The sequence below is a fragment of the Neobacillus sp. K501 genome, assembly GCF_053749995.1.
This window is the reverse complement of record NZ_JBSLYA010000003.1, coordinates 77079-91024: the sequence shown is the minus strand read 5'-3', so window position 1 is coordinate 91024 and position 13946 is coordinate 77079. Positions and strand designations below refer to the sequence as shown.

Genomic DNA, 13946 nt, shown 5'->3' with positions numbered 1-13946 from the left:
CCTCTTATCCATACTTATTAATGAACTTGTCATTTATTACAAAATTATTACTTTTGTCCTTCCAGCGGTTCTGTTAGAACAACAAAAAACCCTCCCAAAGTTTTATGGGAGGGTTTACAAAAAATTTATTTGCGTTTTTTGTTTGATGCTTTTGTTAATCTTCCTAAAATAAATGCTCCTGCAGCTACACCAATGACAGTGTTTGTTTTTTTGTTAAATACTTGCTTCGCAACCAGGTTCAAATTTTGCGGTCTTTCAGCAAGTCGACGCATGAAATAACCGTACCAGTCATTTCCGAAAGGAACATACGTACAGAAATTATAGCCTTCTTTTGCAAGTTCTAGCTGCATGTCTTTTCTGAAGCCGTAAAGCATTTGGAACTCATATTTATCATCCGGAATATTATGCTGTTTCACAAATTGTTTCACATGATTAATAACGTGATGATCATGTGTCGCAATCGATGTGAATTTTCCGTTTAGCAAATGCCATTCAATCAGCTTAATATAATTTTTATCGATTTCTTGCTTATCTTGGTAAGCGTATTCAGCAGGCTCCTTATAAGCTCCTTTTACAATCCGTGTACGATAATTTTTATATTTTTCAAGGTATTCCTGTGCACGAAGCAGGTAAGCTTGGATAACGGTTCCAACATTATCATACTCAAGTGATAAATCATCCAACACATCAAAAGTAGCTTGAAGATGTCCTGTATCTTCCATATCAATATTCACAAAAATGCCATAAGTATTTGCACGGTGTACAATTTCTCTTAAATTGTTTAAGCAGAAGTTATACTCAATATCCAGTCCAAGCTGTGTTGGTTTTAAAGAGATATGCGCATCTACTTGATGCTCATGGATCGCTTCAATTACCTTAAGAATTTGTTCCTTTGCTTCAATCGCTTCTTCCTCTTTAAAAACAAATTCTCCCAAATTATCTACTGTACAAGAAATCCCATGAGCATTCAGCTCTTTAATACTTTTGATGACTTCATCAATATTGGTTCCAGCAACAACACTTTGGGCACCCATTTTCAAACCATACTTTTTAGCAGTACTATTTAGAAATTGATTTTGCGATAATGCAATAAAAAAATCTTTCAACATAGCGATTTCTCCTTGCTGTTGTTTTTTAATATTATTATAGCAATAAAAGTATTTTCTCACTAGTAGGGACAAAAGATTTTTGTCGGAAATTTGAACGGTAATGGATAAAACCAATAAAATTCAAGGAAATTAGTGAATTATCACTCAATATCCCTCCTATCCCACCCGATAGAATTTTTGGAATTCACTGAAATTAGATAATATTTTTACGCTTTTTCTTTTTTACATTGACTTAAATTATTTACAAGACAAAAAGACTGTAAGGTGGTGCTAATACAGTCTTTTTGTTGTAAATTAGATTTCTACCTATTTCTATTGTTTCTATTACGAAGGAATGCAGGAATATCGAGGGAATCTTCTGATTCTTGCCATTGGGTACCTTTATCCTGTATTTTTTCTTCTTGATGCCATTGTCGTTCATAAGTCTGTACTGATTCTTCCTGAATACTCTGCTCACGGCGTTGAAGCGACTGGGACTGCTGTCTTGTTCTTAATTCCTTGACAGGCTCAACAGCTGGTTGGGCACGGCGATTTTCTTTTTCCACAAAGCCTGTAGCAATAACGGTAATCATAATTTCATCTTTCAAACTATCATTGATAATTGATCCAAATATCATATTTAACTCATGATCCGATGCCGATGCAACAAGGTCGGCTGCTTCCTGAACTTCAAATAAACTTAAATTGCTGCCACCCGTGATGTTCATTAACACACCTTGAGCACCATTAATGGAAGTCTCAAGTAATGGACTAGAAATTGCTTTTTTCGCCGCTTCAACTGCTCGATTAGGTCCTTTGGCTACGCCAATCCCCATTAAGGCTGTACCCTGATTCGTCATAATCGTTTTTACGTCAGCAAAATCGAGATTGATAAGGCCAGGAACCGCGATTAAATCAGATATCCCTTGAACACCTTGGCGCAGGACATTATCTGCTTCACGAAATGCTTGAATCATCGGAGTTTTTTTATCAACGATTTGCAATAATCGGTCATTTGGAATAATAATTAATGTATCCACCGCTTCACGCATCGCGTCTATGCCGCTTTGGGCATTCGTCGCCCGTTTTCGTCCCTCAAACCCGAATGGTCGAGTCACAACACCAATCGTAAGTGCTCCCAATTCCCGTGATATTTGCGCAATCGCCGGAGCTGCACCAGTACCGGTTCCACCGCCCATTCCAGCCGTTACGAATACCATGTCAGCTCCCTTCAAGACCTCTTGAAGCTGCTTCCTGCTCTCTTCAACTGCTTTCCTGCCAACTTCTGGATTAGCTCCAGCACCTAAGCCTCTTGTTAATGCTGCACCAATTTGCATCTTAATTTCTGCTTTTGATAAATTTAGAGCTTGGGCATCCGTGTTAACTGCAATAAATTCTACACCTTGAACCCCTGCTTCAATCATTCGGTTAACGGCGTTGTTTCCGCCACCGCCAACTCCGATAACTTTTATCCTCGCAACTTGATCTATATCCATATCAAAATCCCACATGAAAATTTCCTCCTACTCCCCAATGTAAGGTATCGAATTATTCAAATAATTAAGGATAGACAGCCTTCGGTCCTCACTTAAATTGTTTTAATTATCTGTCTCTATCATACCAGAAAAAGGACATTTTTCATTTTATCACTTATGAAAATTTGTAAGATTAGTTGTTTTTTTGTCAAAAAAACTAATTTTATATACCATTTATTTTCTAGTTGCTTAATATTTTAGCAAAATAATAGTATTTTTTAAATAGTGCGGAGGCACTTCTTTTTATCTGTTTGATGTGATTCAATAAAAAACAAGGCTTGCTTGTTTTTTATTGAATCTTATTTGGATGGTCATTTTGTTAGTATTCCTATGACTTTTTCTAGGTCGGATACAATTTTAAAAGCGTTCTGTTGCATTTCTTCGGTTGGATCGATTAAATCGGGTACAATGATACATTTAATTTTGGCACTTACTGCTGCTTTTAACCCATTTAAAGAATCTTCGATAACAAGACATTCTTTAGGTTCTGCGTTTCCACGGTGACAAGCTTCGAGAAAAATATCTGGATGCGGCTTACCTCTTTCTACCTCTTCACCACTAACATAAAAATCAAATCGATTCGTTAATCCTGTTATGGATAGGAAATTTTTGATGATTTCTAAGTTACTGGAGGAAGCAATGCATTTTTTTATTCCTTTCTCATCAAGGAAATCTAATAGTTTTTCAGCACCTGGCTTAATCATTAGCCCCTCATTCTTAATAATCTCTTTAAACCCTGCATGATATGCTTCTATAACCTGTTGAATGGAAAATTGCTCCCCATATTTTTTCTGTAGAATTTCATCTGATTCAAGATCCGGAATACCAACCAAAAGCTTGTATGTATCAAACGGAAAGTCATATCCAATTTTCTCTATTTCCCTTTTCATTGATTTATAATAAATTGGCTCTGTGTCAAATAATAAACCATCCATATCGAAAATAACTAAGCGTAAATCTTCCATAAACATCTCCCTAACATTTCCTTTTCTGTGATTTTACCATGAATTTATTATTCGTCATATTTTAGGATTCTAGAAAACATAAAAAAGGGGAATTTTGAAGAGAATAACCGATTGGAGGTGAAAAAAATGGATGAAAATACGAAGAGCTATCCCAATGTAAGTTTAGGCGGTAAAAGGTCTAACCAAAAAGGTGAGGGAGATTCCGGCCATATGCGCTATGGTCAGAGTAACAAAGGCGAAAGCAAAGGGAAAAATAAGTAATGGTAATTTTTCTTAAGGCTTGGAAAACCAAGCCTTAAGATATTTTGGGGACTACTTTAAAGGGATCCAGATTTCGGAATAATAATCTGGTCTTGAAGCACCTTGGTAAGGGTACACTTCTAAATCAGGAGTCCCAGCATGCTCATATCGATTGGAAGGAAACCATTCGGGTAAGATCTGTTTCCCTGTTCTTTGAATTGCTTCTGGCATCGGGCCATGAACTTCAAAGACTCCCCATTTGGATGCTGGAATTTCAAGTGTTTGTAAGGATACTGGTATTTCTCCTTGATAATCAGTGGCAATCCAGTAGTCCATTTTATCTGGATCAGTGGCCCTTTTATCTACACATACACCTAAAACACCTTTAATGCTTCCGTTATTTCAATTTTGCCAACTTTTACCCTTTTCATTTTCGGTCACTGAAATCTTTCATAATGACCGTTTCCTTGGTTCTCTCTGTCTTTCGGGCATTATAAACCTTTCATTATGACCATTTCCTTTGTTCTCTCTGTCCTTCGGGCATTATAAATCTTCCATAATGACCATTTCCTTTGTTCTCTCTATCTTCCGGGCATTATAAACCTTTCATAATGACCGTTTCCTTGGTTCTCTCTGTCTTCCGGGTATTATAAACCTTCCATTATGACTGTTTCCTTTGTTCTCTCTGTCCTTCGGGCATTATAAACCTTCCATAATGACCATTTCCTTTGTTCTCTCTGTCTTTCTGGCATTATAAATCTTTCATAATGACCGAAACTTTCTCCCTTACCATATTTAGGGCATTATATTATTTCTTAATCGCAAAATCTTTTACAACACTAAAGGGTTAAAATGTCGTATAATAATATAATAAATCGAATTTTACTAGAACAGTTAAATAGATAATTCTTATTGTATTTCGTAGCTTGTAAACATGATTTAATGAAGATGAAGAAAGGGTGTTATTGTTGCAAAATAATATAGAAACCATTTATATATTAGAAAACCCCGAGAAGGATATTATTCAATTTGCTACTGGTTATCAACTTCGTTATGACGAAGTGATTAAAGAGGTTTTTGGTGTTGCTTGTCTGGATGATGTTCAAATGATGCTTAAGTTTAACAGAAATTTTCAAGAAAGTATTTGTAAAAGGGATCAAATCCTAGAAAACAAACTGTCTATCGATCGAATCGTCCGTGTTGCTACGAAAAACGAGTTGCTTCATTTACGTAAGCAATTGCTTGAGAAACAAGGTGATGAAGGAAGTATCACTTGCCCCTTTCAATCCATCATTAAACTGAAAGATGGAATTTTCGAATGGGACGAGAGCAATTCCGCTTATATGGCTATATAGTCAGATGCATAAGAAAATGGAAGGAGCGAAAAGCTCCTTCCATTTTTTATTCGATATTTAAAAAATCCCCTTGTTTTTTGGTAGAAAAAATAACTCCCTTGTATTGTCAAATTATTTCCCGATAAACTCCTGTGTCCAGTAGTTACCCTGTGCGATGTGTCCCACACCAATATGTGTGAAGTTTGGACTTAAAATATTTTTGCGGTGGCCCTCACTATTCATCCAAGCCGTGACTACTTCCTCTGGAGATCTTTGACCCATGGCAATATTTTCACCGGCAGCACGGTAGGAAATTCCATATTGCTTCATCATATCAAATGGCGATCCATAGGTTGGGCTTGTGTGACTAAAGTATCCATTAGCAGACATGTCACGAGATTTTTCACGCGCCATCTTGCTAAGCGTTTCATCGACTTTCAGTGGTGCTAACCCATTTTTTGCCCGCTCTTGATTCGTTAAATCAACTACCTTCTGCTCGTAGGCACTTAAAGCACTTGTTGTTTGTTCTGCAGGTGTTGGTGCAGGTGTAACAGGCTTCTGTTCCACTGGTGTTGGTGCAGCAGGTTGAGAAGGCTGCGGTGTTTCCACTGTTTGATTAGGTTGTGATTGTTGTGGCTGTGTTTCATTCATTTGCGGAACTGAGATTCCAAAACGATTATAAATACTTTCTAGTATTTTATTAAAATCAGTTATAGTCCCTTGATAAACATAGACTTTGTTTTGAACGTTAGTGTCAATTGTTGCCGCATCCGCTTTATCTGCAACTGGATTTGCCATTAATAATGCTGCCGCTGTAGCAACTGTAAGAATTGCTTTTTTCTTCATCATGTAAATTCCTCCTGTTTTGAAAAAAATGTTTTTCATTCACAACATCATCATAACATGCGTTTTTCGTCATATTTCAGGAAGGAATTTACAGAAAAATTGATTGCCGGGTAACTTCATGGAAATCTACTATTCTAACAGGAATGTAGTATAATACTCTCTCTCCTTTATTTTTGAAAATTTACCAATAATTATAGTGTGAAATTAGGTTGACAACATTAGTTCCTTGGGAGAAACGTGACATTTATTTCAGAAAAATGTCCAAACTTACAGAGAATTTACTAAAAAATCCTACCAAGGCTTGCTTGATAGGATTCACTCATATGCGGAAGGATCGATAAAGAAATTGTAAGCCAAATAGAGAACCATACAGATTGCTGTCAAAATGAAGCCCCAGCCAAGGGTTAATTGCTCAATGATCAGGTAGTTATTACATAATTGGACTGGAGACCAAATATATAACCAGCCTAGTCCTAAAAACATTATTGTATAACTAATAATCACACTACTCTTTATGATAGGCTTAAGTTTTTTCCAACTATCCCTTAGCACCGTTCCTGCTATAAAAGGTAAACTAATAAACTTAAAAAGTTCTACTGCCCAAACTGTCAGGGCTTCATCCATTGTCCGTGGCAGCATCCAATAGACGGTAATGATGATAAATAATAGAATACCTGGTATTCCATTATGATTCCACTTTACAAAAAAACGAGGAAACCGCACGAGAAAGTATTTCGCCATTAAGAATCCGGCAATCACGAGCATTGGCATCTGCATATGCATATGAATGACCATTACAGATTCCATGAATTTGGCAACAGGTGGAGCAGCTAAGAAAATAAAGAACAATAAGCCATAAAAGGATTGGTTCATCGTCTCTCACCTGCTTCCTTTTCAAGGATGCTAACGACCTTATCTGCCGCTTCATCAACCTTGGTGTAGTCCATTACATCAATGAGACTTCCTTGTTTATCCACTAAATAAAAGGCGGAATTATGCGCAAATGTTCCATTTTCATCCGGGATCACAATCACACCAAAGCTGTCTAACAAAGATTTTAATTCTGCTTGGTTCGGTATTCTTGCCATCCTCCATGTTTCCCCATCACTTTTAAAATAGCCGCGATATTTTTCCAATGTAGCAGGGGTATCCCTTTCAGGGTCAAAGCTGATACTTAAGAACACTATCTCTTCACCCACGTATTTTGGGGGTATTTTATGATAAACTTGAGACATATTATATTCTAATTCCGGACATACGGTCGTGCAGGATGTATATAAAAATGTAATAAATACATACTTATCTTCAAATTCAGAAATGGAGTATTTGCGCTCCTTGCTGTCCTCCAGCGTTACCTTAGGAAACTTTGGGGTTTCCTCAATCAGTTTATTTACTCGTGCGGATTCAGCCGTATAGGCTCGAAATCCATCGGTTCCAATAAAGAATAACACTAATCCAAAAATTAAAACGATAAAAACTGAAATGGTATTTGGTTTCATTTTGATCATAGTGATCACTTCCAATTTGTTTTCTATTAATAGAAAGAGATAGCTCTTAAAATCAAAAGCTATCTCTTAATCAAAGATCTGACTAGCAGCAGCTCCTTGGGGCTTCAGCTTTTCTAATTACCAAGTCTTAAATGGCGGTGATCCTGGAGGTGCATTTACAATCATATCTGTCAGTGGGATAACGTAAGCCATTGAAACCACGATCAGCATGACGATAATCCAAAGACCCCAGCGCTCTGTCCAATACGGAGTTGACGTTGCATTCTCCTCTTCTTCTGCGATTGGAAATTCTGTTTCTCCTTTTGGTGCAAAGAACATCATATTGAATACTACGTATACTTGAAGAATGACACCGATAATTAACAAGGTTCCGCCGATTGCTAAGAACATTAAGTATGGATCCCAGCTTAAAGCAGTAGCATGGTCGCCATAGGTTGAATAAGAAGTTCTTCGTGGTGATCCAAGTAAACCTACCCAGTGCATGGCACCAGACATAAAGATCATTCCGAGAGTCCAAATCCAAGTTTGAATAACACCTAATTTGTTAATTTGTGGCGTTAAAACACGTTTTGAAATATAAGGAATTAACCAATAGCTGACACCGAAAAATGTAAGGGCAACCGTCATACCTAATGTTAAATGGAAGTGTCCGACAATCCACATTGTATTGTGAACCACTTGGTCTAATTGGTTTGTGCTTTGAGCAATACCGCCAGCACCCGCTGGGATAAAGGATACCATTGCTATAAACGGAGCAAGGAAACGAACATCTTTCCATGGCATTACTTTCCACCAGCCAATTAAGCCTTTTCCACCTTTTCTTCTTGCCGTACGTTCAAATACTGCGAACAGTGCAAATGCAGTCATTAATGATGGGAAACCAATGGCCAAACTCATAAATACGTGCATGAATTTAACGGCTTCATTGATAGCTGGATCAACGATTTGATGGTGGAATCCACCAGTAATATTCATTACGACTAAAGCTATAATTACAACACGAGTTAACATATCACTCCAGCGTTTGCCGCCAATAATTTTTGGTACGATAACATACCAGGCAGATGTTGCTGTTAAATACCAAATGTTAACCAATGTATGACCAAAAGCCCAGAATAATGTACGGGAAACCATGACATTGATTGTCTCAACCCAGCCAAGTGCCCATGGGATAATCATGAATATTTCAATAGCTACAGGAATTAGTGCGAAAAATAATAGTACAAATACACCAGTTGCAAAATAGGAGAAAATCGGTACATGCTTTCCTTTGTTATTCTTTCTCCAGTTTGCTACCTGGATAAAGGCGCCGACACAGCATAACCAAATCCCCAAGGCAAAGAATACTAAACCGAAGTAGAACATTGGATGTGCTTTCATAGGTGGATAGAATGTATACATTACTGATGCTTCATTCATTAAGATTGGAATGACTACCAATACAAGTCCAACCATTTTCAAAACAAAACCAATCCACGCCATCTTTCTAACCTTCGGAAGCAGGCCTCCTAAATTATGAGAAAGTCCGGCATAGAAATAACCGATAGTAAAAATTGAGGTAAACACAAGAATTAGTAAAGCTCCATGCGCGGTAAGAACTTGATAATAATTTAACCATGTTGGTAATTCAAAAAGTCCGGCACGGTTTAAACCTTGCGCCAACCCTAAAAATCCGCCAATCAATAATGCAATAAATGCTACTGACATATATGTTTTTGTGAATTTTGCATCTTCTGGGCTAATTCCCATCATATTGTTTGCTTTCTCTTTAAATGATGGTTTTAAACTCGCTTCCATTTTCATTTGTTCTTCCCCCCTTATTTAACGGTAATGGTGGTGCTCATTACTTGGTGACCCGCACCACAATATTCATTACATAGAACTAGGTAATTTCCAGCTTTATCAAAAGTTTGAGTAATTTTTTGAATATGTCCAGGCATAACCATTGCATTAATGTTTGTTCCTGCTACTTCAAATCCGTGAACAACATCTTTTGATGTTAATATAAACGTAACCTCTGCTCCAGCAGGGATTTCAATATTACTTGGTGTAAAACCGAATGCTTGTAAGGTCATAACCACTTCATATTTATTGTCACCAATTTGTGTTACTCCAGGTTTATCAAATGGTGCTGTTTCATCTACCTTTTGCGGATCAATGGTTTCCATTTCACTTGGCGGACCCATTTCTAAGGCAAATGCCTGATAGCCTGTGATAAGCATGAATATCATGATCATACCGAAACTTAATGTAAGCCAAATCTTCTCATCGAGATGCATTTTCATTTTAATCCCTCCTAAAATCTATCCATATATAGCCCAAATAATAGTAAATACGTTGCAAGAATAACGACGCCGACCACAGTGACAGAAATCCAAGTTCCTTTTAATGGTGCTTCATTATTTTTTTTGTGGTTACTTTTAGTAGCTGCCATTTGAAATTCATCCCCCTTTATTGTTCTTACTTACATCATAGTTGGGAACGCTTCTCATTGTAGTGAAATGAATCACGGGCAAATTATTTTTTCAAAACAAAAATGGCGAAATTGTGAACAAAAATTCCAAGCAAAAAAACTGCCCTGGTTCTTTAAAACCAAGGGCAGTTTTCATCATTAATATGGCAATGTAACTATAATCATCAACAGGAATAAGATCATAAGGTAGTTAACAGAATACAGAAATACGACATTCGACCATTTCAGATCATTTTTTGTAAAAAAACCTCTCAAACTTATAAATATCCAGCCTATATTTAATAGTGTGGCAATGACGATAAAGACCGTGCCAAGCGACGCTAAATAATAGGGGAATGGAAATAAACATAGGATATAAATAAAAATCTGCCGTTTCGTGACATCAAAGCCGTGGACAACAGGAAGCATAGCAACTCCAGCTGCTTTATATTCCTTACATTTTTTCATGGCAATTGCAAACGTATGGGGCATTTGCCAAATGAACAGGATAAGGAACAACACAATCGGCACAATATGGAAGGCAGAATCGATTGCTGCCCAGCCGATTAAAGGCGTAACAGCACCAGAAACACTTCCAATCACGGTATTCAGGGTATATCTTCGTTTTGACCACATCGTATATAAAATGACATAAGTAAACCAACCTACAAATGCGTAAATGACAGCTTCAAATGTTGTAAATAGTAAAAGGAAAAACCCTAGAATAGTCAAAATGATTCCCATGTAAAGAACGACTTTCAGTGAGATATTTCCCGTCACCGTTGGTCGTTTCTGTGTTCTTTCCATCACTTTATCAATATCAACGTCATACCAATTATTCAGAACAAGCGCTCCCGCCATCACCAAGGTACTGCCAATAATCGTTAGAAAAAATAATTCCCAATGATCAATAAAAGAACGATTGCTATAATGCAGCGCGAGCCAAAATCCAGTAGCGACTGGGAGTACATTGGAGATTAATACAATCGCTTTAAACAGTTCTTTTAGATCTGATACTAAAGTGATCAACTTTCGTTTATCTGCTAATGCCGTTTTCCCAACCTTATGAAGAGAGAGGATCTCTTCCTTACTCATTCAAATCACTCCTCTTAGACAGAGTACAATTTTTTTAAAATAAATGACAGTCAAATAGAAAGAAAGGAGACCCCATTAGTCTCCCATAAAGATCTTCCTTTTATATTTATTAAAGCATATTTCTATTCCGTTTAAGATGATTTGCATCACTATTTTAGCTTTAAGTATCATCGTTTTCTGCAGGATTTTCTTATTTTCACGGTGAATACTTAGTTAACCAACATCAAGGAGGATATTGCCATTGAGTAATCCGATCGATATAAAAGTTATCCGTGTCCCCATTCCCACGCCAACTTTGTTTCCACATACAACAACAAATAGTTACCTCATTGGGAACGGTCAAGAATGTATTCTAGTGGATGCTGGCTATGATAAGCCGGAAACTAGAATTGAATTGGAAAAATCCATAAATGAACATAAGCTTGCTCAACCCCAAAAAATTATTCTCACTCATTCTCATCCTGACCATGCCCCTGGTGTGCGTCAGTTAATGGAATGGGAACCTGTTGTATATTGCCATCAACTTGAAAACCAAACGACACTTGATGCAATTTCACCATGGGAGAAACTATCATTCTTAAATGATGGGGATATAATAAAAGTTGCTGATGAAGAAGTTAAAATCATTCATGCTCCGGGACATACAGCTGGTCAGTTAAATCTGTATATCCCATCACAACAGATTCTTCTTGCTGGAGATAATATTGTCGCAAAGGGAACTTCATGGATTGGTCCACCGGACGGCGATATGTCTGATTACTTCGAAACATTATCTCGTTTAAAAGATTTAAAACTAACAAAAATTGGCCCTGGCCATGGTGATTGGGTTATAAACCCCTATGAACATATTGAATTCGTCCTGCAGCGGAGATTACAACGTGAAAACCAAATAAGAAAATTCCTCAAGGAAAATAATCAGCTGACCTCGGAGGATTTAACAAAAATGATTTATGAACAAACCATTCATCCAAGTATCTTCGAAGTTGCGAAAAGAACAACCGAGGCACATTTAATTAAATTGATGAAAGAAGGATCTGTAGAGCTTCAGGATACTTTTTATTCCTTAAAAATTTAATCCTTTTTCAGCTAAATAGGCTTCCAAATCAGGCATCATTAAAGGTTTACCTTTTTGATGGTCACTGATTGCTGTGAGTGCAAGAATGGTAGGTGGTCCCAAAGAAATCTCTCCATTCTGATAAGCTGTTATGGCCTCCTCCGGTGTAAACCAGGAGGCTTCATCAATTTCAGTTAGATCTGGACTAGGATATTGACCTTTTGGCAGCTTTGCAAGAAAAAAATGCGTTTCGAAGCGGATAGGATTTCTTTCTGGTGTTGTAAGCTGACCAAAATAGGTTAAGTTTTCTAGATTTAAATGCAGTCCCTCTTTTTTAAGCAATTGAATAAAAGATAGCTCCCCTTGAATAAGCTGGCGACGGTATTCCTTTTCTACCTCTTTTTCAAGTGGTACAGATAAACCATTGTCATTAATGTTTAATAAAATACCCACCTCTTCAAATAGTTCTCTAGCAGCAGCTACATAATAAGCGGAATCAAATGACTCCATTGGTTCCTTTATTTTTATGTACCCACTATCTATTTCAAAATCACTCTTTTCTACCGCACCCCCAGGAAATACATAAAATCCACCAAAAAACTTCATTGTCTTTGGTCTTTTTGTTAAATAGACCCTTGATTTATCATCCAATAGTACAACCGTTGATGCAGGTCTTGGTGTTACAGCCATGCGATCCCCACCTTTTATATTGAATTATACTGATCTAGATATAATTCTATATATATTCAACGTTCTGATATTAATCCCCTTCCCCCCCTTACCAACATTCCAATAGCAAATCACTTAAAAACCCAGCCTTTTGCAAAAGGCTGGGTTGATGTTAAGATGGAATTTTGACTTTTGGCTTTTTTGGTTGATCCGATTTCATCAGTTGTAATTCTACTGGTTTTTTCGACCAATAGGTGGCGAGTATCGGACCAGTAATATTATGCCAGACGGCACCGACCACACTTGGAAGAGCAGCAATAGGACCAAAGTGTGCGGTGGCTAGTGCTACACCTAGGCCAGAGTTTTGCATACCGACTTCAATCGAAATCGCTCTTCGATTACTCTCATCAAGTCCTAATATTTTTGCCGCTATATACCCTAGAAGCAATCCGACGGCGTTATGAAGCATAACAGCAGTAAAAATGAGTAATCCTGCGTTAGCAATACTTTTTGCGTTCCCGGAAACAACGGCCGAAACAATAATGATAATTGCTAGAACAGATATAAGTGGAATAACTGTCATGCTTTTTTCCACCACTTTTGGTAGAAACTTTCGGATTAAAATCCCTAAAACGATAGGTAGGATGATTACTTGAATAATGGAAAGAAACATCGCCTTTGGATCGACCGGCATCCATTTACCTGCAAGCAATAATAATATTGCAGGTGTAGCAATTGGTGCTACTAGGGTTGAAATCGATGTCATGGTGATAGATAATGGGACATTTCCTTTAGCTAGGTAAACCATTACATTTGAAGCTGTCCCCCCTGGAACTGAACCAAGGAGAACCAAACCTGCAGCCAATTCGGCTGGCAAATTCATGAAGTAGGCAATTAAAAATGCTGATAGCGGCATGATGATAAATTGAGCACACACCCCAATGATGACTGGAATTGGATTGGTTAAAACCAGTTTAAAATCAACTGCTTTTAATGTTAACCCCATTCCAAACATAACCACACCTAGTAAAATCGTGATATAACCTCCAAATACTAAAAAGGGTGCAGGAACCATATAGGCAATGACAGCGATACAGATAACCCAAACGGCAAAATATTTTCCTGCGATTGTACTGATGGCTTCTAAAATTTTCATCATT

At 37.3% G+C, this 13946-nt stretch carries 16 protein-coding genes; 3 read left to right on the top strand and 13 right to left on the bottom strand.

The window, feature by feature from the left end; translation table 11 throughout:
* Nucleotides 1-125 precede the first annotated feature (125 nt).
* From ACWM35_RS08480 to ACWM35_RS08470, 3 genes are all read right to left on the bottom strand, one after another.
* Entirely contained in the window at nucleotides 126-1109 is a 984-nt protein-coding gene (locus ACWM35_RS08480) for a proline dehydrogenase family protein (protein ID WP_454817304.1), read from the bottom strand.
* A 302-nt stretch (nucleotides 1110-1411) separates the two neighbouring features.
* Nucleotides 1412-2599: a cell division protein FtsZ gene (gene ftsZ / locus ACWM35_RS08475; RefSeq protein ID WP_454817302.1), complete on the bottom strand. Its 1188-nt coding sequence runs from the start codon at nucleotides 2597-2599 to the stop codon at nucleotides 1412-1414.
* Nucleotides 2600-2934: 335 nt separating this feature from the next.
* On the bottom strand, nucleotides 2935-3588 hold the full coding sequence (locus tag ACWM35_RS08470; RefSeq protein ID WP_454817300.1) for an HAD family hydrolase: 654 nt from the start codon (nucleotides 3586-3588) through the stop codon (nucleotides 2935-2937).
* Nucleotides 3589-3714: 126 nt separating this feature from the next.
* On the opposite strand from ACWM35_RS08470, the gene ACWM35_RS08465 reads away from it, so the two are divergent.
* Nucleotides 3715-3849 (top strand): hypothetical protein, encoded by a 135-nt coding sequence (locus tag ACWM35_RS08465; RefSeq protein WP_454817298.1) that lies wholly within the window; start codon nucleotides 3715-3717, stop codon nucleotides 3847-3849.
* Between the two features lie 51 nt (nucleotides 3850-3900).
* On the opposite strand, the gene ACWM35_RS08460 is transcribed toward ACWM35_RS08465, so the two are convergent.
* Nucleotides 3901-4218 carry a GyrI-like domain-containing protein gene (locus ACWM35_RS08460; RefSeq protein WP_454818136.1) on the bottom strand — a complete coding sequence of 106 codons (318 nt, stop codon included), beginning with the start codon at nucleotides 4216-4218 and terminating at the stop codon, nucleotides 3901-3903.
* Between the two features lie 569 nt (nucleotides 4219-4787).
* Here ACWM35_RS08460 and ACWM35_RS08455 point away from each other — a divergent pair.
* Nucleotides 4788-5183, top strand: coding sequence for a hypothetical protein (locus ACWM35_RS08455; RefSeq protein ID WP_454817296.1), 396 nt, complete (start codon nucleotides 4788-4790; stop codon nucleotides 5181-5183).
* 111 nt (nucleotides 5184-5294) lie between these two features.
* On the opposite strand, the gene ACWM35_RS08450 is transcribed toward ACWM35_RS08455, so the two are convergent.
* The 7 genes from ACWM35_RS08450 to cyoE form a co-directional block, all read right to left on the bottom strand.
* Complete coding sequence (locus tag ACWM35_RS08450; RefSeq protein ID WP_454818134.1) at nucleotides 5295-6008, bottom strand: CAP domain-containing protein; 714 nt, start codon at nucleotides 6006-6008, stop codon at nucleotides 5295-5297.
* A 315-nt stretch (nucleotides 6009-6323) separates the two neighbouring features.
* A complete protein-coding gene (locus ACWM35_RS08445; RefSeq protein WP_454817294.1) occupies nucleotides 6324-6881 on the bottom strand; it encodes a hypothetical protein in 558 nt (185 codons plus the stop codon).
* Entirely contained in the window at nucleotides 6878-7516 is a 639-nt protein-coding gene (locus tag ACWM35_RS08440) for an SCO family protein (protein WP_454817292.1), read from the bottom strand. The genes ACWM35_RS08445 and ACWM35_RS08440 overlap by 4 nt, the downstream gene beginning before the upstream one ends.
* A 117-nt stretch (nucleotides 7517-7633) precedes the next feature.
* Nucleotides 7634-9313: a cbb3-type cytochrome c oxidase subunit I gene (locus tag ACWM35_RS08435; protein WP_454818132.1), complete on the bottom strand. Its 1680-nt coding sequence runs from the start codon at nucleotides 9311-9313 to the stop codon at nucleotides 7634-7636.
* A 20-nt stretch (nucleotides 9314-9333) separates the two neighbouring features.
* Complete coding sequence (locus ACWM35_RS08430; protein ID WP_454817290.1) at nucleotides 9334-9801, bottom strand: cytochrome c oxidase subunit II; 468 nt, start codon at nucleotides 9799-9801, stop codon at nucleotides 9334-9336.
* Between the two features lie 11 nt (nucleotides 9802-9812).
* Nucleotides 9813-9950, bottom strand: a complete 138-nt coding sequence (locus ACWM35_RS08425) for a hypothetical protein (RefSeq protein WP_454817288.1) — start codon at nucleotides 9948-9950, stop codon at nucleotides 9813-9815.
* A 177-nt stretch (nucleotides 9951-10127) separates the two neighbouring features.
* A complete protein-coding gene (gene cyoE, locus ACWM35_RS08420) occupies nucleotides 10128-11063 on the bottom strand; it encodes a heme o synthase (RefSeq protein ID WP_454817286.1) in 936 nt (311 codons plus the stop codon).
* Nucleotides 11064-11304: 241 nt separating this feature from the next.
* Here cyoE and ACWM35_RS08415 point away from each other — a divergent pair, with 241 nt between their 5' ends.
* Nucleotides 11305-12138, top strand: a complete 834-nt coding sequence (locus ACWM35_RS08415) for an MBL fold metallo-hydrolase (RefSeq protein ID WP_454817284.1) — start codon at nucleotides 11305-11307, stop codon at nucleotides 12136-12138.
* On the opposite strand, the gene ACWM35_RS08410 is transcribed toward ACWM35_RS08415, so the two are convergent.
* Nucleotides 12127-12807, bottom strand: coding sequence for an NUDIX hydrolase (locus ACWM35_RS08410; protein ID WP_454817282.1), 681 nt, complete (start codon nucleotides 12805-12807; stop codon nucleotides 12127-12129). The two genes, ACWM35_RS08415 and ACWM35_RS08410, sit on opposite strands and share 12 nt — an antisense overlap.
* A gap of 151 nt (nucleotides 12808-12958) precedes the next feature.
* Complete coding sequence (locus ACWM35_RS08405; RefSeq protein WP_454817280.1) at nucleotides 12959-13942, bottom strand: bile acid:sodium symporter family protein; 984 nt, start codon at nucleotides 13940-13942, stop codon at nucleotides 12959-12961.
* Between the last annotated feature and the right edge of the window lie 4 nt (nucleotides 13943-13946).

What these genes read in the sequence shown, in the direction of transcription:
- ACWM35_RS08480 (WP_454817304.1), bottom strand. Translation starts at nt 1,109, where the DNA reads ATGTTGAAAGATTTTTTTATTGCATTATCGCAAAATCAATTTCTAAAT.
- ftsZ (WP_454817302.1), bottom strand. Translation starts at nt 2,599, where the DNA reads ATGTGGGATTTTGATATGGATATAGATCAAGTTGCGAGGATAAAAGTT.
- ACWM35_RS08470 (WP_454817300.1), bottom strand. Translation starts at nt 3,588, where the DNA reads ATGGAAGATTTACGCTTAGTTATTTTCGATATGGATGGTTTATTATTT.
- ACWM35_RS08465 (WP_454817298.1), top strand. Translation starts at nt 3,715, where the DNA reads ATGGATGAAAATACGAAGAGCTATCCCAATGTAAGTTTAGGCGGTAAA.
- ACWM35_RS08450 (WP_454818134.1), bottom strand. Translation starts at nt 6,008, where the DNA reads ATGAAGAAAAAAGCAATTCTTACAGTTGCTACAGCGGCAGCATTATTA.
- ACWM35_RS08445 (WP_454817294.1), bottom strand. Translation starts at nt 6,881, where the DNA reads ATGAACCAATCCTTTTATGGCTTATTGTTCTTTATTTTCTTAGCTGCT.
- ACWM35_RS08440 (WP_454817292.1), bottom strand. Translation starts at nt 7,516, where the DNA reads ATGATCAAAATGAAACCAAATACCATTTCAGTTTTTATCGTTTTAATT.
- ACWM35_RS08435 (WP_454818132.1), bottom strand. Translation starts at nt 9,313, where the DNA reads ATGGAAGCGAGTTTAAAACCATCATTTAAAGAGAAAGCAAACAATATG.
- ACWM35_RS08430 (WP_454817290.1), bottom strand. Translation starts at nt 9,801, where the DNA reads ATGAAAATGCATCTCGATGAGAAGATTTGGCTTACATTAAGTTTCGGT.
- ACWM35_RS08425 (WP_454817288.1), bottom strand. Translation starts at nt 9,950, where the DNA reads ATGGCAGCTACTAAAAGTAACCACAAAAAAAATAATGAAGCACCATTA.
- cyoE (WP_454817286.1), bottom strand. Translation starts at nt 11,063, where the DNA reads ATGAGTAAGGAAGAGATCCTCTCTCTTCATAAGGTTGGGAAAACGGCA.
- ACWM35_RS08410 (WP_454817282.1), bottom strand. Translation starts at nt 12,807, where the DNA reads ATGGCTGTAACACCAAGACCTGCATCAACGGTTGTACTATTGGATGAT.
- ACWM35_RS08405 (WP_454817280.1), bottom strand. Translation starts at nt 13,942, where the DNA reads ATGAAAATTTTAGAAGCCATCAGTACAATCGCAGGAAAATATTTTGCC.